General features: G+C 54.4%; 21 protein-coding genes and 1 tRNA gene. 10 read left to right on the forward strand and 12 right to left on the reverse strand.

Annotation, left to right across the window (positions count from 1 at the left end):
* Nucleotides 1–312: 312 nt before the first annotated feature.
* A complete protein-coding gene (locus tag F5984_RS11895) occupies nt 313–603 on the reverse strand; it encodes a thioredoxin family protein (protein ID WP_152124501.1) in 291 nt (96 codons plus the stop codon).
* Nucleotides 604–787: 184 nt separating this feature from the next.
* Here F5984_RS11895 and F5984_RS11900 point away from each other — a divergent pair, with 184 nt between their 5' ends.
* The 4 genes from F5984_RS11900 (at nt 788) to F5984_RS11915 (ending at nt 5,646) form a co-directional block, all read left to right on the forward strand.
* Nucleotides 788–2,392 (forward strand): sensor histidine kinase, encoded by a 1,605-nt coding sequence (locus tag F5984_RS11900; protein WP_152124502.1) that lies wholly within the window; start codon nt 788–790, stop codon nt 2,390–2,392.
* A complete protein-coding gene (locus tag F5984_RS11905) occupies nt 2,370–3,422 on the forward strand; it encodes a response regulator (protein ID WP_152124503.1) in 1,053 nt (350 codons plus the stop codon). The genes F5984_RS11900 and F5984_RS11905 overlap by 23 nt, the downstream gene beginning before the upstream one ends.
* Nucleotides 3,423–3,531: 109 nt before the next feature.
* Complete coding sequence (locus F5984_RS11910) at nt 3,532–3,942, forward strand: hypothetical protein (RefSeq protein WP_152124504.1); 411 nt, start codon at nt 3,532–3,534, stop codon at nt 3,940–3,942.
* A gap of 147 nt (nt 3,943–4,089) precedes the next feature.
* Nucleotides 4,090–5,646, forward strand: a complete 1,557-nt coding sequence (locus F5984_RS11915; protein WP_152124505.1) for an ATP-binding protein — start codon at nt 4,090–4,092, stop codon at nt 5,644–5,646.
* A gap of 124 nt (nt 5,647–5,770) precedes the next feature.
* On the opposite strand, the gene F5984_RS11920 is transcribed toward F5984_RS11915, so the two are convergent.
* The 4 genes from F5984_RS11920 to F5984_RS11935 all read right to left on the reverse strand — a co-directional run bounded on the left by F5984_RS11920 (nt 5,771) and on the right by F5984_RS11935 (nt 10,036).
* On the reverse strand, nt 5,771–6,382 hold the full coding sequence (locus tag F5984_RS11920) for a biliverdin-producing heme oxygenase (protein ID WP_152124506.1): 612 nt from the start codon (nt 6,380–6,382) through the stop codon (nt 5,771–5,773).
* A complete protein-coding gene (locus F5984_RS11925; RefSeq protein ID WP_152124507.1) occupies nt 6,379–6,810 on the reverse strand; it encodes a response regulator in 432 nt (143 codons plus the stop codon). Before F5984_RS11925 ends, F5984_RS11920 begins: the two co-directional genes overlap by 4 nt.
* A gap of 3 nt (nt 6,811–6,813) precedes the next feature.
* On the reverse strand, nt 6,814–9,054 hold the full coding sequence (locus F5984_RS11930; RefSeq protein ID WP_152124508.1) for an ATP-binding protein: 2,241 nt from the start codon (nt 9,052–9,054) through the stop codon (nt 6,814–6,816).
* Between the two features lie 214 nt (nt 9,055–9,268).
* Nucleotides 9,269–10,036 carry an SDR family NAD(P)-dependent oxidoreductase gene (locus F5984_RS11935; protein ID WP_152124509.1) on the reverse strand — a complete coding sequence of 256 codons (768 nt, stop codon included), beginning with the start codon at nt 10,034–10,036 and terminating at the stop codon, nt 9,269–9,271.
* A gap of 168 nt (nt 10,037–10,204) precedes the next feature.
* Here F5984_RS11935 and F5984_RS11940 point away from each other — a divergent pair, with 168 nt between their 5' ends.
* Nucleotides 10,205–11,173 carry a glycosyltransferase family 2 protein gene (locus F5984_RS11940; RefSeq protein WP_152124510.1) on the forward strand — a complete coding sequence of 323 codons (969 nt, stop codon included), beginning with the start codon at nt 10,205–10,207 and terminating at the stop codon, nt 11,171–11,173.
* A 219-nt stretch (nt 11,174–11,392) separates the two neighbouring features.
* On the opposite strand, the gene F5984_RS11945 is transcribed toward F5984_RS11940, so the two are convergent.
* The 6 genes from F5984_RS11945 to F5984_RS11965 all read right to left on the reverse strand — a co-directional run bounded on the left by F5984_RS11945 (nt 11,393) and on the right by F5984_RS11965 (nt 16,285).
* Nucleotides 11,393–11,824: a BrxA/BrxB family bacilliredoxin gene (locus F5984_RS11945; RefSeq protein WP_027302682.1), complete on the reverse strand. Its 432-nt coding sequence runs from the start codon at nt 11,822–11,824 to the stop codon at nt 11,393–11,395.
* Between the two features lie 47 nt (nt 11,825–11,871).
* Complete coding sequence (locus F5984_RS11950; RefSeq protein WP_394367404.1) at nt 11,872–12,198, reverse strand: DUF59 domain-containing protein; 327 nt, start codon at nt 12,196–12,198, stop codon at nt 11,872–11,874.
* Nucleotides 12,199–12,239: 41 nt separating this feature from the next.
* Nucleotides 12,240–12,668, reverse strand: coding sequence for a SufE family protein (locus F5984_RS11955; protein WP_152124511.1), 429 nt, complete (start codon nt 12,666–12,668; stop codon nt 12,240–12,242).
* 91 nt (nt 12,669–12,759) lie between these two features.
* Nucleotides 12,760–13,995: a cysteine desulfurase gene (locus F5984_RS11960; RefSeq protein ID WP_152124512.1), complete on the reverse strand. Its 1,236-nt coding sequence runs from the start codon at nt 13,993–13,995 to the stop codon at nt 12,760–12,762.
* A gap of 9 nt (nt 13,996–14,004) precedes the next feature.
* A complete protein-coding gene (locus tag F5984_RS26530) occupies nt 14,005–14,160 on the reverse strand; it encodes a hypothetical protein (protein ID WP_185155496.1) in 156 nt (51 codons plus the stop codon).
* A 52-nt stretch (nt 14,161–14,212) separates the two neighbouring features.
* Nucleotides 14,213–16,285, reverse strand: coding sequence for a thioredoxin domain-containing protein (locus F5984_RS11965; protein ID WP_152124513.1), 2,073 nt, complete (start codon nt 16,283–16,285; stop codon nt 14,213–14,215).
* A 97-nt stretch (nt 16,286–16,382) separates the two neighbouring features.
* On the opposite strand from F5984_RS11965, the gene F5984_RS11970 reads away from it, so the two are divergent.
* A complete protein-coding gene (locus F5984_RS11970; protein WP_152124514.1) occupies nt 16,383–16,631 on the forward strand; it encodes a hypothetical protein in 249 nt (82 codons plus the stop codon).
* 121 nt (nt 16,632–16,752) lie between these two features.
* Here F5984_RS11970 and F5984_RS11975 read toward each other — a convergent pair whose 3' ends face one another.
* Nucleotides 16,753–18,414, reverse strand: a complete 1,662-nt coding sequence (locus F5984_RS11975; protein ID WP_246168942.1) for a T9SS type A sorting domain-containing protein — start codon at nt 18,412–18,414, stop codon at nt 16,753–16,755.
* Between the two features lie 158 nt (nt 18,415–18,572).
* On the opposite strand from F5984_RS11975, the gene F5984_RS11980 reads away from it, so the two are divergent.
* From F5984_RS11980 to F5984_RS11995, 4 genes are all read left to right on the forward strand, one after another.
* Nucleotides 18,573–19,007: a hypothetical protein gene (locus F5984_RS11980; RefSeq protein WP_152124515.1), complete on the forward strand. Its 435-nt coding sequence runs from the start codon at nt 18,573–18,575 to the stop codon at nt 19,005–19,007.
* A 152-nt stretch (nt 19,008–19,159) separates the two neighbouring features.
* The gene (locus F5984_RS11985) at nt 19,160–20,491 is read left to right on the forward strand and encodes an MFS transporter (RefSeq protein WP_152124516.1); all 1,332 of its coding nucleotides are present in this window, start codon (nt 19,160–19,162) and stop codon (nt 20,489–20,491) included.
* A gap of 100 nt (nt 20,492–20,591) precedes the next feature.
* Nucleotides 20,592–20,666 (forward strand) — tRNA-Val (locus F5984_RS11990).
* A gap of 220 nt (nt 20,667–20,886) precedes the next feature.
* Nucleotides 20,887–22,053, forward strand: coding sequence for a Gfo/Idh/MocA family protein (locus F5984_RS11995; RefSeq protein WP_152124517.1), 1,167 nt, complete (start codon nt 20,887–20,889; stop codon nt 22,051–22,053).
* Nucleotides 22,054–22,127: the final 74 nt, after the last annotated feature.

Here is a 22,127-nt window from a genome sequence, read left to right on the forward strand (position 1 = left end):
CTGTCCTGGTAGAAGAGGGGTGATTTTAGTCCATTCCTGCTCGGTGATCTCATAGCGTCTCATGCCACAAAGATCGTAGGATTGGGTAAGTTTATCCTAATTGTCCACACACTCTAAAATTCGGGATGACTCATGTTTAGACTCATTAAGTTTCAGCCGGGTTTCCAAAGGAGTTGTGCCCGAATTTCTGATGAGTCGGAGAGTCGGCTTTTCCGGTTTACAGGCAAACTATGTAAAGCGTGATGGTCAAATCAAGCAACGGAACGTCGGTCGCTATAAACTATAAACCAAAAACTATAAACCATAAACCCCTCAAACCACCGAGGGCGAAGTAGCTTCGGGCAGACCTTCCTGCCGCCATAACTCGATGCCTTGCCGGATCAGGACGAAGGTAGGAAGTTGCGTGATCTCAAAGCTTCGGAAAATATCCGGGTGGGCGGTCTCGTCGAGCTTCATTACCCGAACCCCGGTGCCCAGATGCCCCCGTAGCCGCTCGATCAATGCCATAACCGATGGACGTAGGGTCGCATCGACAGGCATAAAAATCAGCAGAACGGCCGACGCGGTATCCGAAACATGCGTTTTTTTACGGTCTGGATTCATGGGGAATCAAAGCTACAGCCTGGGTAAACCCGGCTGAATTCAGGGGTAAAAGTACGAGTAGGGGCCGGTTTGGGTACATGACTTTTATCAGGCAATTGACTAATCGTTTCCCTGCTGACCATATTCGGCGTAATTTGCAGCTTTATAGAGACAGTCTTTAACTCATACATACCGCCATACCCGTATGCTTACTGGTTTGTATACCAATACATTAACCGATCTGCTGTTTGAGCAGGAAGATGATTTTCTGGGCGTATTTGACCTGGCGCAAAACCGGTATGTACGTATCAATCAGGCAGGTATTCGGTTGTTGGGGTACGCGTCGGAAGAACCAATCCTGAATCAGAGCGGGCCCTGGTTTCGGCGGGAACCGCTCTCGGCTGAGGGGCAACAAGAGGCTCTGGTCCGGCTGCTCCAGGTAGGTTCGCATGAGGAGGAGACCGAAATGGTGCGGCACGACGGCTCTACGTTCTGGGCACGGCTGACCATCACCCTGTTTCCCGATGGTAAACTGGCGTTGGTACGGCTGGTAAACCGCGAACAACTGCACCGCACCGAGCGTGAGCTGAACCACAGCGTTCGACGCTACGAGGCCATTTTTTCCAATGCCACCATTGGTATCATCGTCTCTGACCAACAGGGGCAGGTTGTGTCGGCTAATCAACTGGCCGACCAGCTATTTGGGTACCAGGAGGGCGAACTGGTGGGCCTTTCCATTGAGCAACTCGTGCCTGATTCGGTGAGCCATCAGCACGAAAATCTGCGTAAGTCGTTTAACCGAAACCCGCAGGTGCGGCCTATGGGGCACAACCGCGACTTGCACGCCCAACGCAAAGATGGCACCTTGTTTCCGGTCGAAATCAGTCTTAGCTATTTCCGGCTCGATCAGGCTCTGTACGCCGTCGCGTACATCATCGACATCACGTTCAAGCGCGAGGTAGAGCGCCAATTGCTCGAACAGAAAAGTCAGGTGGAGCGGCTTAACGCCGAACTGGAGCAGAAAGTGGCCGACCGGACGCACGCGCTTATGAATACGCTCGAACAGCTCGAACAGTCGAAAGATGAGCTGGCACAGGCCCTCAAAACCGAGCGTGAACTGGGCGAACTGAAGTCGCGCTTCGTGTCGATGGCGTCGCACGAGTTCCGCACTCCGCTCACGGCCGTACTCAACGCCACTACGCTTATTGAAAAATACCCCGAAGGCGACCAGCAGGAAAAGCGGCTCCGCCACCTGCACCGGATTCGGGCGTCGGTAAAGCACCTTAACGATATTCTGGAGGAGTTTTTGTCGGTTGGCAAGCTCGAAGAAGGCAAAATTGTGGCGCATCCGGCCCGCGTCAGTTTGCCTCAGCTGGTAACCGAAACCGTGGCCGATATGCACAGTATGCTCAAAACCGGGCAGGTGGTGCATACCGAACTGGACTGCCCGCGGCCAATCTGGCTCGACCCCTCGCTACTCCGCAAAATGATCGTCAATGTGCTGTCTAACGCCATCAAATATTCCGGCGAAGGCTCCGAAATCCATATCCGGGCCAACTGCCAGGAGGGTCAGCTGACCATGATCGTAACCGATCAGGGCATTGGGATTTCGCCCGACGACCAGCAACATCTGTTTGAGCAGTTTTTCCGGGCCAAAAATGCAATTAATGTGGCCGGTACGGGCCTTGGGTTACATATTGTGGCCAAATATGCTGAACTGATGCAGGGCTCGGTGCAGTTGCAGAGCGAACTTAACAACGGAACGACTATCACCCTTATTCTCCCTTATGAAGACCATCCTCTTGATTGAAGATAACGAGGCCATACGCGAAACCACCGCCGAAATTCTGGAATTGGCCAACTACAACGTGCTCACGGCCGAAAACGGCAAGGTAGGCGTAGAAAAAGCCCTGGCTACCCGGCCCGATCTGGTCATCTGCGATATTATGATGCCCGTACTCGATGGCTACGGGGTGCTACAGATTTTCAATAAAAACCCGCAGTTGTCGGGGGTGCCGTTTATCTTCCTGACTGCCAAAACCGAACGCACCGATTTCCGCAAAGGCATGGAACTGGGGGCCGACGATTACCTCACCAAGCCCTTTGAAGAAAGCGAATTGTTGAGCGCGATTGAGGGCCGACTGAATCGGTTTCAGCACATGCGCCCGGCCTACGATCTCCAGCAAAACGGCCTCGATCAGTTTCTCGACGATGCCCGCAGCACGGCCAACCTGGAAAGCCTCTCGGCCGACCGGAAAGTACATGCCGTTCGGAAGAAACAGTATCTCTACACCGAGGGCGACGAACCCACCCGTTTGTATTTCCTGAAGTCGGGTAAAGTGAAAACCGTACGGACCAATGCCGACGGTAAAGAACTCATTACGGGCATCTACAACGCAGGTGAGTTTTTTGGGTACCTGGCCCTGCTCGAAGACCGTGAGTATACGGAATCGGCTGTGACCATCGACGATTCGGAGCTGGTGTATATTCCGCAGGCCGATTTTCAGCAGCTTTTACTGGCTAATCAGGACGTAAGTCATCAGTTTATTCAGTTGCTGGCCGGTCGGGTAGTTGAGCGTGAACAGCAGCTGGTAGGCATGGCGTACCATTCGCTTCGTCGGCGGGTGGCCGATGCCTTGTTGTGGCTCCACAGCCGCCAACCGGAGTCGGGGCCGGGCCTGATTCAACTCTCGCGCGACGATCTGGCGTCGCTTGTGGGTACGGCTACGGAGTCGCTTATTCGGACGTTGAGTGAGTTTAAGCAGGACGGCCTGATCGAAATGGTGGGATCGAGTATTCGGGTACTGCAAGCCGAAAAACTCCGCCGGGCCAACTGGTAAGTCCATGACGTACTAACCTGACCAACATCAGGTCAGGACCTAATCGGTCTCATTCGGGTAGCGGATGAGGCCGATTAGTTTTGTGGGGTAATTAATCGTCAACCGGCGCATGAAGACTGCCCTTTATCTCACGAATTGTACAGCCGATGCTTCGCAGATCCTGCATCGCTGGTCCTCGACCGACGAGCCCGTGCGGCTCACGGTAGTTTATCCCTACACCATTGAAACGGGCCGGGCTTTGACCAAAGACTCGTTTCATCAGGCTAAAAATCAGGCCGAAACCCGCCTGCAAGGCTGGGCCAACCAACTCCCGCAGGCCTGGCCGGGCGAGGTGCGTACCGAAACCCTGCTGGCCGAACCCGAACTGGCGGCTACGCTTCACCTGCTGCTGCGGGGCTACGACTATATGCTTGTCGACGATGAACAGCTGGGCCTTTCTGAGGCTGCATCGGCCCTGCTGACCCAGACTCAGACCCAGCTTTGCCAATTGTGTGGGAAGCCCACCTACGCTGCCGTATAGAGGGCGAGTGAGTGGCTTTGGGCCTGCATGCCCACCTGTAGGTAGCTTTAGCACATGAATCCGGGCGAGTGAGTAGGTAAAAAATCGAGTGCTCCTTATATTGTGAAACTATTGGGAGTGACCAGCGATAAACCGACTCAACGATCCTTGTTATTCAATCAGACTCGCCGACACGCTGACGGTGAGAACACTTCGAACCAACGGGCTTCGCTCCCGGCCGCAGGGCTGATCGGGGGCATCTTCGACGCTATCCCGGGGTACGTCGCGTACTGCGAACCGGTATTTTACCCAGAAACCGACACGGTTGTCGACTGGGTGTATCGGGTAGCTAACGCCCGGCTCAATTCGCTGGTACATCCGCCGGGTGGGTCGGTAGTAGGGCACACCCTCCGGGAGCTGTTTCCCGACCTCCCGACCGGGGATTTTCTGTCGCACTGCACCGTTGCGTTTCTCCAGAAGCAAGCCGTCTCCTTCGAGTTTTCGTACAGGATTGGTACCGAAGAAACCTGGTTTCTGGCCGGAGCCGAGCCGCATGACGACGGGTTAGTGTTGTCGTGGACAGACATCACCCAGCAGAAAAAAGCCATTTCGGAAGGGCCGTTGTCGTCGGTTGTACAGGCAATTCTGGACTATTCGCAGACCGCCGTGGCCCTGCACGAAGTCGTATACGACCAGGCGCATCGGATTGTTGATTTTCAGACCGTACAGGCCAATAAACAGGCATTGGTTAATTGGGGAGCTCATGGGCAAGCCCGGCTGCGCGAGTCCCTGCTGACGCTCGAGCCGCAGGCCCGCGAATCGGGCGAGTTTGACCGGCTCGTGCGGGTGGCTACCACGGGTGAGCCCGAATCGTACGAATTGGCTTACAACGACCGGCTGTATGCCGTGACCGTGGCCCGCGCCGACAAGGGTGTGGTGACCTCCGCCGTTGATATCACCATCGACCGGCAGTACCGGCATCAGCTCGAAGCCATGAACCAGAGCCTGCGGCAATCCAACGAAAACCTCCAGTCGTTTGCCTACGTAGCCTCGCACGACTTGCAGGAGCCTCTGCGCAAGATTCAGACATTCAGCGACATTCTACAGAATCAGTTCGAGGATAACCTCTCGGATGGGGAGCGCGATATGACCCGCCGGATTCAGAAATCGGCCCGGCGGATGCAGATGCTCATTAAAGATTTGCTCGCGTACTCGCAGTTGGCGGGTCGACGGGAGGCCCATCAGCCCGTTCGGCTCAATGAGATCGTCAACGAGGTGGTGAGTGATCTGGAAATAGGCATTGCCGAGAAAAAAGCGACCGTAGAAGTTGCCGCGCTGCCCGTGGTCCGGGGGAGTGCGTTCCGGTTACGGCAACTCATGCAAAACCTGCTGGCCAATGCGCTTAAATTTGCCGGGGCCAACCGCCCGCCTGTGGTACAAATAAACGCCCGGCCCGCTCAATCCGACGATCTGCCCGCCGATTTGCCCCGCTCCAATTCGTATTGGCTCATTACCGTAGCCGACAACGGCATCGGGTTCGACGAAAAGTACAAAGGGCGCATTTTTCAGCCATTCCAGCGACTACACGACCCGGCCGATTATACCGGTACGGGCATTGGGTTGGCTATCTGCCAGCGGGTAGTCGAGAGCCACGGGGGCGCCATTGACGTGAATAGTGTGCCCGATGTGGGGACAACGTTTAAAGTGTTTCTGCCCGTCGATTAAGTGAATGAATAATGTACAATGGGTAATGAATAATGAATAATGGGAAAGGCTCAGTGTGCTGGTTGTCAGACTTTTAACTATTCATTCTGCATTATACATTATACATTTGATTTGGATTCAGCACTTAACACACGCTGGTATCGGCTGGGAGATGGCCAAATACCTGCGGAGCTGTATACCCAAAGATTTTGCGGTAACAATCAAAAGCCTGCCGGGCAGCGGCTACAACCGCATCGGCATCGGGGGCACCCTGCGCAAAGGCAAACTCGCCAAACTCCCGCCATAATGGCCCCGTCTGGACACCGTAACCGCGATAAAAACGGGCCTGCCCGAGCAAAGGCTGTAAGGCTTCGCTTTGTTCCAGGTAATGCCAGACCGTTTTCCCGCCCAGCATGGAGCCTTCGCCCACATACGCAGCCCCAAGTAGCTGTACGGGGCTCCAATCGGCAAACACGGGCTGAGGGTGCACGGGTAACGACAATTGAACGGTTTCCAGATCGGCCCGGAGCCAATTCGTTTTCCGGCGGGAATCGGGCCGGTAATCCGAGAAAAAAGCCGGCTCGTTGTCGATGGCGGCTTCGAGGGCCTGGTGAAAAATGCCGTGGGTAAGCAACAGGTGCCGGTACTGATCGGTCGATAGGGTACCCGACCGGAGTGCATCGGCGTAAAGCAGTTGTTCGGTCTCGGTATGGTGCGGGCGTGTTTCGTCGCGCAGACGCAGGAGCAGGTCGTTCATGGGGAGGCAATTTGGGCGTTATCGTCCAACCAAAAATGGCAGAGCCGCCGGAGCAGGGCCCCAGTTTCGGGATAGCTGCCCGGTTTCACGAGGTAAGCGTTGGCCCCGGCTTCGTAGGCTTGCCGAATATCGCTGGGGTTGTCTGAGGTGCTGTAGGCAATAATGGGCAATAGTCGGGTACGTTCGTCGGTTCGCGCCCAGCGTAGTACGTCAATACCGCTGATCCCCGTCAGGTTAATATCGAGTAACACCAGTTTGGGTAAAGACGTTGTTGGGCGGGCCTCCAAACCCTCCGCCGATAGGTAGCGAATCGCGTCGGAACCGCTTGTCAGAATGGTGTACTGGAGCGGCCGTTCCAGCTTATTCAACAATCGACTGAAGACCTCCACGTCGTCGGGATTGTCTTCAACGTATAAAATATCAGTCATGACTTATTGAACCTGAGCGCCAGGTAACGAAACGAAAAAGGTGGCTCCCCGATTCAACTCACTGTGGTACCAGATTTTGCCGCCGTGCCGGTGGATAATCCGCTTCACAATAGCCAACCCTACGCCTGTTCCTTTGAACGAGCGGGCGTTTTCGAGCCGTTTGAATAGGTCAAACATTTTTCCGGCTTCCTTCATGTCGAAACCAATGCCGTTGTCGCTGACGGTGTAGATAACTTCACCATCAACCTCATGCCCGTTGACGTGTACCAGACCCGATGCAACCGAGCGGGTGTACTTGGCGGCATTGGAAATCAGGTTGGTAAATAATTGGGTAATCATAACCGGGTCGGCGTGCAGAGGGGGAGTCTCGCCAATCAGAATAGCCAAAGGCCGGTCTTTTTCGACCACCAGAATTTCCTCGCGGATGGTCTGCAACAGACCGTTGGTGTTGATCGGCTGCTTTTTTATGTCGACCCGACCCATGCGCGAGTAGTACAGAATATGCCGAATCAGCGACCGCATCCGGTCGGTTGAGTCGATGACTTTCTGAAACAGCACCTGGGCGTCGGGGTTGAAGTCGGCGCGGTATTCTTCCAGTAAGATTTCGGTGTAACAGCGAATCGACGACAGGGGTGTCCGCAAATCGTGCGATACCGTGTAGCTAAAGGCGTCGAGCTCTTCGTAGGCGGCCTGCAACCGTTGATTCAGCAACCGGATTTCGTTGGCCTGCCGGGTTACAATTTGCAGAATGTCTTCGCGGAGTTTGACGGCGGCTGCTACCTCGGCCTCAGTCCAGGGTTCCGAGGTGTTGCGCACCAATTCGGTCCAGGCTTCAAAGCTCTTGCGGGGGCTTATTTGATGTTGACCGTTCGGGTTAATGGTGACGGGCTTGTCGGGATTCCCGGCCCAGGTCACCTGCTGAATCTGTTCGGGCTTGAACCAAAGCAGGTACTCGTTCATTTCCTTCGACAAGACTATGGCCAACATACCGGCTCCCGTGTTGCGGAAACTTTCGGCAGGCGGATATAGGCTGGCTAAGTGGTCCGTTTCCAGAAACGAATCGGTATCGATGGATTTGAGCCAGCCTGTCAGGTCGTTGATAGCGGTTTCGTCGGGTGTTTGGCCGAGTCGGTACTGCTGGTTGTTGAACAGCAGCACTGCACCCGTGGCCGAGGTGAGGTCGAGCGCCGTTACCGGGTGACGGGTGAGGGCTCGCACCACGTCTTCGTCGGCCCGGAGCTGGCTGTTCAGGTGTTGCCCGTTTTGTCGGCTTACTTTGAGCAGGTTGCTATCTTCCTCATCTTTCCGAAACTCCAGCGCGGCCGACAGCAACTGACTTACAAATTTAGCTGCTTGCCGGGCGCTGAAGTCCACAAACCGGGGCGAGTAATGATGACACGACATCAGGCCCCACAGCTCGCCCTGATACAAGAGCGAGATGCTCATCGACGCGCCAACGCCCATGTTTTTGAGGTACTCGATGTGCACGGGCGACACGGCCCGCAGCACCGAGTGAGTCAGGTCGACGGGTTGATCGGCGGGCCACTCGGGCAGCGACAGAATAGGGGCGGGGCTGCTACCTACGTCGGCAATGAGTCTGACCAGATTGGCTTTGTACAGTTCGCGGGCCTGCCTCGGAATGTCGGATGCCGGGTAGTGGAGGCCCAGAAACGGCTCCAGGTGGTCTTCTTTTTCCTCGGCAATCACTTGTCCGTGCCAGTCGGGGGCAAACCGGTATACCATGACCCGGTCGAAGTCAATAATCGTTTTGACCCGCCGGGCGGTATTCTGAAGCAGCTCAATCAGTTGGCGGCTCGATTGCATCTCGGTCAGGGCTTCGGCAATAAGCCGCTGATTCAGAATCTGCTGGTTGCTTTCGCCAACGGGTTCCCATTCGAGCAAAATCAGGCCATTATGTTCGTGAACGATCAGATTCCAGGCTCGCCCGCTAAACTGGAGCCGGTACGGGTTGATTGTATCCCAGGCTTTGTTACGCTGCCCCACATTGAGCAGTTCGATCAGGGTCGAGGTAGGTAAATCGGTATGGGCCAGCAGCGTATCAATGGGTTGACCAAGTACGTCGGCTACGGGCCGACCAATAAGGTGAGCAACATTGGCGCTGACGTGGACAATGGTGTAGCTTTCGGGCAGAATACCAACTAAATAGCCATGTGCCTGGACATGACCCAGAATGTGGATAGGCTCTTGCTCGCAATTGGTCAGGTCAACGTCCTGAAAAGTCATTCTAACGGAGTTGTGAGGGCTATCCGGTGAACCGAGGAGCCGGTATTTGTTTATACGGGGAGCAATATACGTTATTCGCTTTAAGTATATATAAAGTATAGATTAATCTAATTGAATGGACCGGGTGAATTAGCGAATGAGTGATTGAGTGAATGAGCGCAAGGGAGGGCGGCTTTTTTCCATTCACTCAATCACTCATTCGCTAATTCACTCATTATTTCCGGTATAACGTTGTTGCGGCTGCCTGGGCGCTGGCCAGAATGGTCAGGTCGGCAATAGTAACGTGGGCGGGGGCGGTTACGGCATACACAATGGTATCAGCAATGTCGTTAGCCGTGAGTGGGTCAAATCCTTCGTAGACCTTGGCTGCACGCTCAGCATCGCCTTTGAAGCGTACCACCGAAAATTCGGTTTCTACGGCTCCGGGGGCAATGTTAGTTACTTTAATGCCGTGCTGGGTGAGGTCGAGCCGCATGCCCGTGCTGAGCGCTTCAACGGCCGCCTTGCTGGCGCAGTACACGGCCCCGTTGGCGTAGGTTTGTTTGCCGGCAATAGAGCTGATATTGACAATATGCCCCCGGCCCCGGGCAACCATGCCGGGAATAACGGCTTTCGAAACGTACAGGAGTCCCTGCACATTGCCGTCGATCATCTGGTCCCAGTCGGCCACGTCGCCATCCTGAATGGCCGATAGCCCGTGGGCGTTGCCGGCATTGTTCACCAGAATATCCACGAGTGGGAAACCGTCCTGCTGCCAGTCGGCGGGTAGGCTTGCTATGGCGTTCTCGACAGCCTGCCGGTCGCGAACGTCAAAGGTTAGCGTGGTAACCGGTGTTTGGGAAGCAAGCTGATCGGTCAGTTCGGTGAGTCGGTCGGTACGGCGGCCGCACAGGATAAGGCGGTAACCGAGAGCCGCGAAAGCTTCGGCGGTGGCGCGTCCAATGCCCGATGTGGCACCGGTAATAAGAGCAGTGCGTGTCATGGTTTGTCGTTGGTTAAGACCGTCAAAGCTACGATCTAAATATACTTTGGCCCAAATATTGCTCGCTTATCAACAGATGCTGTTGTCTTGGTCTTCTTTTTCTACGACTCAGCATCGACCCGTTGTTCGACAGGACAGACACCAACCCTACATTAATCGCTACACGTTATGATTCCTGATTTTTCGGTGGTAGTGCCTACAAGCCAGAAAACCACCCATCTCCTGAGGTGCCTCGACGCATTGAGTCGTCAGCGCCTGCCCCACGGACAATTCGAAATTATTGTGGTCGATGACGCCAACGACCGCGCTACGGCAGAGGCTGTTCGGTCGTTCACGCAAGTCTTTGGTATCGAAGCCCGGTACCTGAGTCAGCCCCGACGGCGCGGAATTGCGGCCGCCCGCAACCGTGGCTGGCAAGCGGCCCGTGGGCGGATCATTGCCTTTACCAACGAGGATTGTGAACCCCAGCCCGACTGGCTGTCGGCGGCCTGGGCGTGTTTCCGCCGGGGGGCGCAGGTGGTTTCAGGACAGATGCGCACGACCCCGTCGGCACGCTCGCATCCGTACGGATATGCCCCTGCCTTTGCTGAAAGTGGCGATTTTACGGCGGCCAACTGTTTTTGCCTACGCACAGCCATTCATCGAGTAGGTGGGTTTTCGGAGGAGTTTGGGATTACATGGTACGAAGATAGCGACCTTCAGTTCCGGCTTATTCGTAAGGGAATCCCGATTGCCAAATGCCCCGAGGCTGTGGTTTTGCATCCGTCACAGCCCACGCGTTCTATTCTGGAAGAGGAACGTCGACGGTCGTACGATGCCCTTTTGTACAAACGTCATCCTGATTTATATCGGCAGCGGATGCCCCACTCGCGTACGCAAACGGTGCAGTATGCTGGTGTGGTGCTGAGTGCGTCGGCAGTTCTGGCAGGGGCGCTGAGTGGTCGGTTCGACATGGCGTCGCTGGCGCTTGGCGTATGGGTATTGCTTACCGCCGATCTGTTCTGGAAACGCCTGCCCGCCGGGCCGATAACCTGGGAGGGCGTGAAACAGGCTGCAACCACCGCCGTGGCAACGCCTTTTCTCTCAGTTTACTGGCGCCTGTATGGCTCTGTCAAGTACCGGGTTCTGTATCTATAGTGTGCCTGTCACCACTACATGGGTGAGGTGCTTCGGCAACAGTTTATGTAGAGCTTTATACGTTTTCTTGCTAAGGATCTGGGAATAAGGGCGAAAGAGTACACCGTTGGGTAGATTTCTGATTAAAATTCAACCTTGCAAGCTACTCTACACGCCTATAAAAAAGCCGCCGGACAGACCTGTTGATCTGCCCGGCGGCTTTGTGTACCTGGGTATCAGTTATGCCTGCTGGGGCGTGCAGAACTCTTCGAAAGCCATTTCGAGGTGCTGGGCAATCATCTGTGCCGAACGCCCTTCGATATGGTGCCGCTCAATGAAATGCACCAGCTCACCATTTTTGAAAATGCCAATGGCGGGCGATGAAGGCGGGTAGGGCAGCAGGTATTCGCGCATCCGGGCGGTGGCTTCTACATCGCCCCCGGCAAATACCGTAACCAGTTTGTCGGGCTTAATGCTGCTGTTGGCCAAAGCGGCTTTCACACCCGGCCGGGCCGCACCAGCGGCACAACCACATACCGAGTTTACCATCACGAGCATGGTGCCCTGATCGTCGTTCATTGCCGTGTCAACTTCCTGCGGGGTTGTTAATTCCTGAAACCCTACGCTGGTGAGGTCCTGACGCATGGGGACCAGTAAGTGAGGAGGATACATAAACAGTGTCTAGTTTATAGTTTACAGTTTTACAAGTGGGGCTGGATTTACATGAAACCCAACTCGAGTTTTGCCACTTCCGACATCATTTCGGTCGAGTAGGGCGGGTCGAACGTCAGCTCAACGCTCACGTCGTTTACACTTTCAATTTCGCGAATTTTCTGCTCAATCTCTCCCGGCAACGAACCCGCTGAGGGGCACGAGGGCGAAGTGAGGGTCATGAGCACATACACGTTATTGACAGGGAAAATCTTGATGTCGTAAATCAGTCCCAGTTCATACACGTCGACCGGGATTTCGGGGTCGTACACGCTTTTCAGCGCCATTACCACCTGCTCTTTCAACTCGGCTTCGGTCAATGTCGATACAGACATGGTTGGGGTTGTTTAATGGTTTCGGTTTGGTTGGGCGGGTATTACTGCGCCGGAGCTGCGTACTCCCGGCCGTACTCTTTCATTCGTTGCAACATGGACGCAAGGCCCCCGGCCCGGCGCGAGGTGACCAGACTACCCATACCTACCCGGTCGATGAAGTACAGGTCGGCCTGCGCAATGTTCTCGGGTTTTTCGTCCGACAATACCCGAATCAACAGGCTGATCAAGCCCTTTGAAATTTGGGCGGTGGGTTCGGCATCGCCGTAGAAATGGAGTGTATCGCCCTGAATTTCAGCGCCCAGCCATACCTTCGACTGGCAACCCATAATCCGATTTTCGTCGGTCAGGTATTGTTCGGGCATGGGGGGCAGTTTTTTGCCCAGGTCAATGATGTACTGCGTTTTATCGAGCTGATCGTCGAAAAGATCAAACTCTTCAATGATCTCGTCCTGTTTTTCGTTGATTGTCATATTTCAGGTTTTGCCAGGTGGTTGGCCCAGTCAATACACCAGAAAAAGCGTACGGCCTTGGTAGTCAGCGTATATGATTGATTGACTTAAATCAAGCCATCATAGTTTGCACGCGTCGGATGCCCTGTACGAGCCGGTCAATTTCGTCTTTGGTGTTATAAACCGCAAACGAGGCCCGTGTGGTTCCGGCAATGCCCAATCGACGCATCAGCGGCTGCGTACAGTGATGCCCCGTCCGGACGGCAATGCCCATTTGATCCAGAATCACGCCCGTATCCTGATGGTGAATACCATCGAGTACAAACGAAACCACGCTAATTTTTTCTTTAGCCTGACCTACAATCCGAAGTCCCGGTACATCAGCCAGTTGCGCAGTGGCGTAATCGAGCAACTCACCCTCGTAAGCGGCCATATTCTCCTTACCCAGCGACTCCATGTACTCTATGGCTGTCCGAACCGCAATCACGTCGGCAATGTTGGGCGTACCGGCTTCAAACTTATAGGGAAGCTCGTTGTAGGTTGTTTTTTCAAACGTGACCTCTTTGATCATCTCACCTCCTCCGCGGTAGGGTGGCATGGCGTCGAGCAGGGCTTTTTTGCCATACAACACGCCCATGCCTGTAGGACCGTACAGTTTGTGGGCCGAGAATACATAAAAATCACAGTCGAGCGCCTGCACATCGAGAGTAATATGTGAGGAAGCCTGTGCCCCGTCAATCAGCACCACTGCGCCCACGCGGTGCGCTAGGTCGACAATCGTTTTAACCGGGTTGATGGTGCCCAACGCGTTGGACACATGCACCACCGACACAAATTTGGTGCGCTCCGACAGCATCTTTTCGTACTCGTCGATGAGCAGATCGCCGTTGTCGTCGATAGGGATTACTTTCAATACGCACCCTTTCTCTTCGCAGAGCATTTGCCAGGGCACAATATTCGAGTGGTGCTCCAGGGTTGAGATAATGATCTCGTCGCCTTCGTTCAGGAATTTACGGCCGTAGGTTTGGGCTACCAGGTTGATGCCGTCGGTGGTGCCGTAGGTAAAGATGACTTCCTCAACGTGTTGGGCGTTGAGAAACGACTGAACCTTTTGGCGGGTTAACTCAAAATCGTGTGTAGCCCGTTCGGCCAGTGTATGAATACCCCGGTGGATATTGGCGTTGTCGTGTTCGTAATAGTGCGCCAGGGCGTTCAGCACCGAAACCGGTTTCTGGTTGGTAGCCGCGTTGTCGAGATACACCAGTGGCTTACCGTTGACCAACTGGTCGAGAATCGGGAAGTCCTGCCGGACACGCTGAATATCTATGGGACTAAGTACGGATTGCATAAGGGACTGTTAGAGAATAAAATAACCCGTCGGGGTTGAGCTGTTGGGCAAGCCAGTACCCCCGTTGACGGACCGGATAACCATTGCCTGCGCAAAGTTACCGCTTGTATTGATAACAAGGCCCGTGGGTAAAAGGTGCTGAAAAACCGCACACTCTTGCCTCATTTTACCCGGTTTGGTTTAGAATGAATCATTGTTTGGCGGCTACTACGGGTGTTTAGAGCAGTTTGATGGCCTCGGCCACGCTCGTAACCGGTAGCTGACAGGCCCGGTCGTGGCACACGTAGATAGTCGTTTGTCCGTCGCGCATGGTTCGGTCCTGGAGCAACGGCAAATCCGACACACAGGCGCTGGGGGTGTTACAAACCAGTCCGCAGAAAATGACACCCGTAGTCAGGTGGCTTTCCAGCTCGCGTCGGTAGGTATCGGCTTCGGGGCCAATAATCGCAATCTCGACCGAAGGCAGCACCCGTCGGGTGTAGAGGGCGGCCCAGTTGGTGAGGTAGTCGGGGTTCTTTTCGAGTAGTGGCCCAATCCGGCCCAGCATCCGGTCGGCGAGTTCGGCGTAGGCAGGCCGGTCGAGCAGGAGGCTCAGGGTGAGCAGGTTTCCGGCCATGATCGAGTTCGACGCCGGTACCACATTGTCGAACAGCTCCTTGCGCCGGGCAATGAGGTCTTCGGCGTTTTTGTCGGTGAAAAACAGGAGCGGGTCATTGTCGGTATCGGCAAAGTTTCCGAGTACGTATTGGGCGAGTGCGTCGGCTTCGCGGAGCCAGCTTTCGGTAAACGTAGCCTGATACAAAGCCAGCAGCCCATCGATCACGGCGGCATAATCTTCCAGAAAACCAGCCTGTTTGGCCCGGCCGGGGGCGTCACCGTTTTTCTTGTACGTGTGCCACAGCCGACCGTTGCGTTTGTCGCGCATGTTATGCAACAGAAAATGAGCCAGTCGCAGAGCAAGGGTCAAAAACTCAGGCTCGGTAAACGCCCGGTAGGCCGATACCAGCCCTTTCAGCATCAGTCCATTCCACGAGCACAGTATTTTGTCGTCGAGGCCGGGTCGGATGCGGGTTGCGCGTACGGTCATCAGTTTCTGGTGGGCTCCGGCAAGCATCTCGTGCAACTCGGCCACGGTCCAGTCGGCGCGTTGGGCAAACTGTTCGTCGGTGAGGGTGCGGTGCAGAATGTTGCGGCCTGTTTTACCGTGACCGGTTTCATGCTCCCAGTTGCCGTCTTCCTCAATCGAGTACAGATCGGCAAACCACTCAAAATCGGAACCCAGAATGTCGCGGAGTTCGGCCGTGGTCCAGGTGTAAAACTTGCCTTCTTCGCCCTCGCTGTCGGCGTCGAGGGCCGAGTAAAACCCGCCTTCGGGGCTCAGGAGTTCGCGTTGGGCAAAGGCGATGGTCTGGTAAACCGTCTGTTTGTAAAGCGGATTGCCCGTAACGCGCCAGGCGTCGGCATAGAGGCTCAGGAGTTGCCCGTTGTCGTAGAGCATCTTCTCAAAATGCGGGGCAAACCAGTCTTCATCCACCGAGTACCGGGCAAATCCACCGCCCGACTGATCGTAGATACCACCCAGAGCCATCCGGTCGAGGGTGAGCGTTAGCTGATTTAGGGCGCGTTCGTCGTTGGTAAGTTGGTGATAGGTGAGCAGAAACGTGTAGATGCTCGGCATCGGGAACTTAGGTGCCCGGCTCAGGCCCCCTTTCTCCTGGTCGAATTTGGTAGCAATCTGCTCAAACAGGGTTTCGGCTACAGCCTGCCGGTATTGCGGGCCGCTATCAGTCAGGCCAAAGCGCACACTGTCGCTCAGGTTCAGTTCATTGGTAAACCCTTCGGCCGATTCAACCAGTTGATCGCGGTGCTCATCGAACGCATTGCGCACGCTCACCAGCAGGTTCACCCATTGTTGCGGGGGCAGGTAGGTAACCCCGTAGAACGGCCGGGCGTCGGGTAGCAGAAACACGTTGAGGGGCCACCCCCCACGCACGCCCATGGCCTGCACGGCATCCATGTAGATAGCGTCCACATCAGGCCGCTCCTCCCGATCGACTTTAATACACACAAACCGCTCGTTCATGATGGTGGCAATCTGCTCGCGCTCAAACGATTCGCGCTCCATCACGTGGCACCAATGGCAGGCCGAGTAGCCAATACTTACCAGAATGGGTTTGTCTTCCCGAACGGCTTTGGTGAGGGCTTCCTCGCCCCAGGCGAACCAATCGACCGGGTTATGGGCGTGCTGAAGCAGGTAAGGGCTGGTTTCGTGGGCTAATCGGTTGGGCATGTTCTACAGGCATTAGTTACTGTAGGCATAACCGAGAAAGGAGAGGAATGTGTGCCAGAGATCACCAATTTTTGTTATATTGCTTAAAACAAGGGTTATGAGTCAGCTATTAATTGAGATAGACACCCCTGAAGATGAAGCGATTTTGCGCTCTCTTCTCCCAAAGCTAAATGGCCGTGTGGTAGCGACCAATCCGTTACTTGATGAGTCAAGACCAATTGAACAAACTAACTTGAAAGAAGCAATTCGTGTACTACGAAATGCTAATACGGCGCTTAAATTCGGAGAAGCAGCCGAATGGCAGCGAAATGAACGAGACGGTGATCGGACTTTATACGGGCGATAAAAATGATTCTGGATAGCAACATTATAATCTATTCAATACTGTAGTGTATCAGTTACCAATTCTGACAAATAACGTTGTTGATTTCTGGGTATAGACGATTTGGCTGTTATGCCTTTAGATTCTATTCGTCTGACTTAATAAGCCGGGTTTCGGCTCTGCCTTGTCCGTTGCTAACCTGAACGATGTAGATTCCGATTGGAAGCTGATTTAGCTTAAGCAAGTGTTTGTTTACACCCGTCCTGGCCCGTACGGCTTTCTCCGCAACCACCTGACCGAGCAGATTAACTACCTGGAGTTGAACCTCCCCGGCCTTTGCCGCTGAAAACGTGACTGTAGTCCAGTCGGTGGTTGGGTTGGGCGATACACTTAACTCCGAAAACGCGGGCGCATCGGGCAAGGCCGTTACAGCCGCCAGATTAAACTGACAGAGATACACCTGCCGACCCGTCAGCACAATGTCGCGGCTGAAATTTCCGTACCGAACGGACACGGTTGTGGTCGCGCCATCGGCTGCGTAGGGGTTGTGGGCGGCAATAAGTAGGTTTTGCCCTTTTACTACGCCCCGCCAAACGGGCTCGCGGGCGTCCATCAAATCTCGAGCGGGCTTCGGAATGACAAGCTGATAATCACCTTCGAACATATCGGCAAAGCGCGATAGCCGGTACAATCCATGTACAAACGACTCGTAGGCCGCGTACACATCGTTAGGGCGGTAGATGTTCGATTGCGGATTGTCGAAACCGGGTACCTCCCAGAGCCACAGCCCTTTGGCTCCCGAAAAAAATGGAAAAATCGCCGTGGCTTCGGCCATTTCGGGCCTGATAAACCGGGGGTAGTTGCCACAGCAATCGTGAAAACGCATCCAGACAAACGGCATCACGGGCTTATTCGTCCAGGCGCGGTTGGCCTCAACCTGAAACAGCAGGTAGGCCAAATAGTCAGGGGCCAGCGCACTGGGGTAGTCGTAATAGTAATAGCCCGACGGGCCCACGTAGTCGAGACGCTCGTAGAAGGGGCCACCCACGCGCGCAAACGAAGTTGTATCTTTCAGCAGATAGTGCACGCGGTTGGGGTTGGTGCTCCAATCGGTCCAGGAGTTGCCCACCACGTTGACAAACGTGTTCAGAATCGGGGTATCGCTGTAGGTGCTCATCCGAATCCGGCTGAGGTCGGCGCGTTCTCGGATAAAGCGAAGCCCCTCGGCGTAGAGGGCCGTGATGTCTTTTTTGTACCGAAGTAAAAACTGATCGTCGGGCAACGACCGGTAAGCCGCCGGCGTGGTGGGGTCAGTTTTCAGGCGCAGAATTCGGGTGTCGGTTTCGTGAATCCGCTCATAGTCGACCATCAGAATATCGGTGGGCAGCAAATACTGTCCGGCCGCATTTCGAACTCCGCCCGACGCATCGTGGAGCCAGCGGTCCCAGCGGGTGCGGTAGGCATTCAGATCGTTGTTCCAGGGGCTTTCGGCCGTTTCCCAGGGTTGGTTAAGGCCAAATGCAAACCCGCTCCACTCAATAGCCCGCTGCTGCGGTTGAACCAAAGAACCAAATTCGGCCTCCTGCACCGTCGAGATATGGCTAAATCCATGCTGAAGCGGTTTGGCCTGTACATCGCCCAGCCTAGGGCCGCCGTACACAATAGTAAAGGGCAGTTTGAACGTAGGGAACTTGTCCCAATCGATGCGGCCGGGTGCGCTCACGGGCGTGTACGAGAGGGGGTGGGCGCAACGGTCTTGCCCCCAGGCCGCAACGCAAACGAGCCATATCAGTAGAGTGCTGAACAAGAGCCTTTGAAGGAAACCTGTCCGTGCTGATGACCATTTGCTCCTGCTGTGCCTTACACTCATACTTTAGCTCTCTTTTCCGTAATCTGTCAATTAACCGCTAATTTGGCATCTACAAATCAAAAACTGATTGTTTCATGCGTCTGTTCACCCATTGTTTGCTTCTTTTTCTACTCATAGGGCTGTTTACCCAGTGCAAACGGGAGACCGATCCGGCACCGGTCACGGCGACAACCCAAACCGAGCTGCTCACCACTAATCCCTGGCGGGTCGAGCGAGTGACGGAAACGGGGGGTAAAGAAATCAATAAATCGGCGCTGGGACTCGAAACCGCCGTTCTATTTGAGTTGCTGTTTCAGTTCAACACCAATAAAGTGGTACGGGCCATTAACCTGACAACCCGCCAGATTATCAATGCGGGCGACTGGTCGCTGGTCGACAATAATACGGCGCTCGATATTCAGGTGACTGGTTTCAAAGGGAAGTTCAAAATTATTCAGCTTACCCGCCAAACCTTGATCCTGCAACAGGATCAGGTGCAGGTGAACGGCACCAAACAGGTTGCCAATCTGGTATTTGTGCCGAATATTTAGAGAGTTACGTGCCTGTAGAATGGAAAATGTACAATGGATAATGTAGAATGAATACGGGTTTATTGTGCTGATTGTAGGCTTGTCCATTATTCATTTTAGCCTGGACATTATACATTTGACGTTGACTCAGTACTTAACTGCCCTTTTCCTTTATGCAGAAGAATAACCCCCGTATTCTCAGAGCCTGGACATTATACGATTGGGCCAATTCGGTGCATTCGCTCGTGATTGTTTCCAGTATTTTTCCGGTGTACTTCTCCGCTACGGCCCTCAACGAGTCGGGTGGTCCGGTGATCGACTTCCTGGGTTTCCCGATCAAAAACTCGGTATTGTTTTCGTACACCGTATCGGCGGCCATGCTGCTGGCGGCTCTGCTAAGCCCGTTTTGCACGGCTTTGGCGGACTACAGCGGTCGGAAAAAAGCGTTCATGAAGTTCTTTTGCTACACGGGTTCGGTTGCTTGTGCGTTGTTGTACTTTTTCACCAAAGACACCACCACATTTGCCGTTTTCTGCTTCGGATGGAGCCTGGTTGGCTGGGCGGGGAGTATTGTGTTCTACAACTCGTACCTGCCCGAAATCGCAACCGAAGATCAGTTTGACCGGGTGAGTGCGCGAGGATTCTCAATGGGCTACATCGGGAGTGTGCTGCTGATGATTCTGAATCTGCTAATGATCCTGAAAGGCGACTGGTTTGGGGGTATTTCGGAGGGTATGGCCTCGCGGGTGGCGTTTCTGACGGTGGGTTTGTGGTGGTTCGGATTTGCTCAAATTCCCTTTACAGTGCTGCCCGATGGGGTTCGCAAGTCCCCCGAAAGTGCGACCGAATCGTGGCGCTCCTGGTTTTTCAACGGATTTCGGGAGTTGCAGAAAACCCTCGGCGAAGTGCGGCAACAACTGCTGCTCCGGCGGTTTCTGGTGTCGTTTGCGGTGTACAACATGGGCGTGCAGACGGTGATGTACGTGGCTACGATTTTCGCCAGCGATGAGCTGAAAATGGAGTCGAGTGCCCTGATTACTACTATTTTGCTGATTCAGCTGGTGGCCATTCCGGGGGCGTATGCCTTCGCCCGGCTTTCGGAGCGCTGGGGTAATATTTACGCCCTGATGGTGGCCGTTGGGATCTGGATTGGGATCTGCTGGGCGGCCTATCTGGTGCAAACCCAAACCCAGTTTTTCGTCCTGGCGGGCATTGTAGGGCTGGTGATGGGCGGGGTTCAGTCGCTTTCCCGCTCAACCTATTCAAAGCTGATTCCGGCCGATACCAAAGACACGGCTTCGTTTTTCAGTTTCTATGACGTGACGGAAAAAATGTCTATTGTGCTGGGTACGCTGGTGTACGGTCTGGTGGAGCAACTTACGGGCAGTATGCGCAACAGCGTGTTGGCCCTACTGGTCCTGTTTGTGGTTGGGTTGCTTTTGTTGTGGCGTATTCCGTCGCAAAAAATCTACCACCTGCGCTTGAAAACAGAGGAAGTTTTGTAGTTTTGCCGGGCCTATGGCAACGAATAATGTAGAATGCATAATGAAAAATGGGCGTTAGAGGCCACTATCCATTTTACATTAATCATTATCCATTAAACAAAGGAGGTTAGCTCAGTTGGTTCAGAGCGCTGCTTTGACAGAGCAGAGGTCAGCGGTTCGAGCCCGCTACTTCCTACCGGGACGCGTAGTCTAAAAGCCCCAAATCTCGCTGATTTGGGGCTTTTTCATGTCAAAGCGTAGCTAAAGTGTAGTTAGAGCGCGTTTTGGGTGTAGTATCTGTCTACCTGAACACTTCATTCTCCCTCAAATGGGTAAATTTTGGCAGTAAGCCGGTTATAGCGTGGGAGTACGCCCATTGAATCGCTACACGTAACCTGCATTCGTTTACCCACAATATGACCGAAATTCACGCGAACCGTCGTCGGTTTCTGAAAGAATCGATTAGCACAGCTGCCGGACTGGTTTTGGCGCCGGCCGTGCCGAGCCTGTCGGCTGGTACACCGATAAGCACCCCTTCGTTTTACATTCACGATACCACCAAACGGGCCAACCGGATTCGGTTTTCGGTGATTGGGCTCAATCACGGGCATATCTATGGGCAGGTAGAGGCCGTAGTGCGGGGTGGGGGTGAGTTGGTGGCGTTTTATGCCAAAGAGCCGGAATTAGCCGCTGAGTTTGCTAAACGTCACCCGAACGCCAAAAAGGCCCGCTCCGAAGATGAAATTCTTCAGGATTCCACCATTCAGCTCGTTCTGAGCGCGGCAATTCCCGACGAACGGGCTCCCCTGGGCATTCGGGTCATGAAGGCCGGTAAGGATTATATGGTCGACAAGCCGGGCATCACGTCGTTGAGCCAATTGGCCGAGGTTCGGCGGGTGCAGAAAGAAACGAAGCGAATTTACTCCATCATGTACAGCGAGCGGCTTGAAAACCGGGCTACCGTAAAGGCCGCACAAATGGTGAAAGATGGGGCCATTGGGCAAGTCATTCAGACGATCGGCCTGGGGCCACACCGGCTAAACCTGAAGTCGCGGCCTGAGTGGTTTTTCGATAAAAAGCGCTTCGGTGGTATCATTTGCGACATTGGTTCGCACCAGTTCGATCAATTTTTGTACTTCACGGGCTCTACCCAGGCCGATGTGGTGGCTTCGCAGGTGGGCAATGTGCATTTTCCGCAGTACCCCGGTTTTGAAGATTTTGGCGATGCCATGTTGCGGGGTAACGGCGGTATGGGCTACATCCGGGTCGACTGGTTTACGCCCGACGGACTGAAAACCTGGGGCGACGGCCGCCTGACCGTGCTGGGTACGGATGGCTACATCGAAATTCGTAAAAACATCGACATCGGCGGCCGCTCGGGCGGAAATCACCTGTTCCTGACCGACCATAAGGAAACCCGCTACATCGACTGTACCAACGAGCCCTTGCCGTATGGTACGCAACTGGTAGACGATGTGCTGAACCGAACCGAAACGGCCATGTCACAGACGCATTGTTTTCTGGCGACCGAGTTGGCCCTCAAAGCCCAGAAACAGGCCCAATTGGTATCGTATAAGAAATAAACGGCTGTAGGCATGAGTTATCCCGGGCCGCGTCAGTGGCGTAATCTGCTGACGCGGCCCGGTGGCTGAAGTGA

The organism is Rudanella paleaurantiibacter, from assembly GCF_009184635.1.
Taxonomy (GTDB): Bacteria; Bacteroidota; Bacteroidia; order Cytophagales; family Spirosomataceae; genus Rudanella; species Rudanella paleaurantiibacter.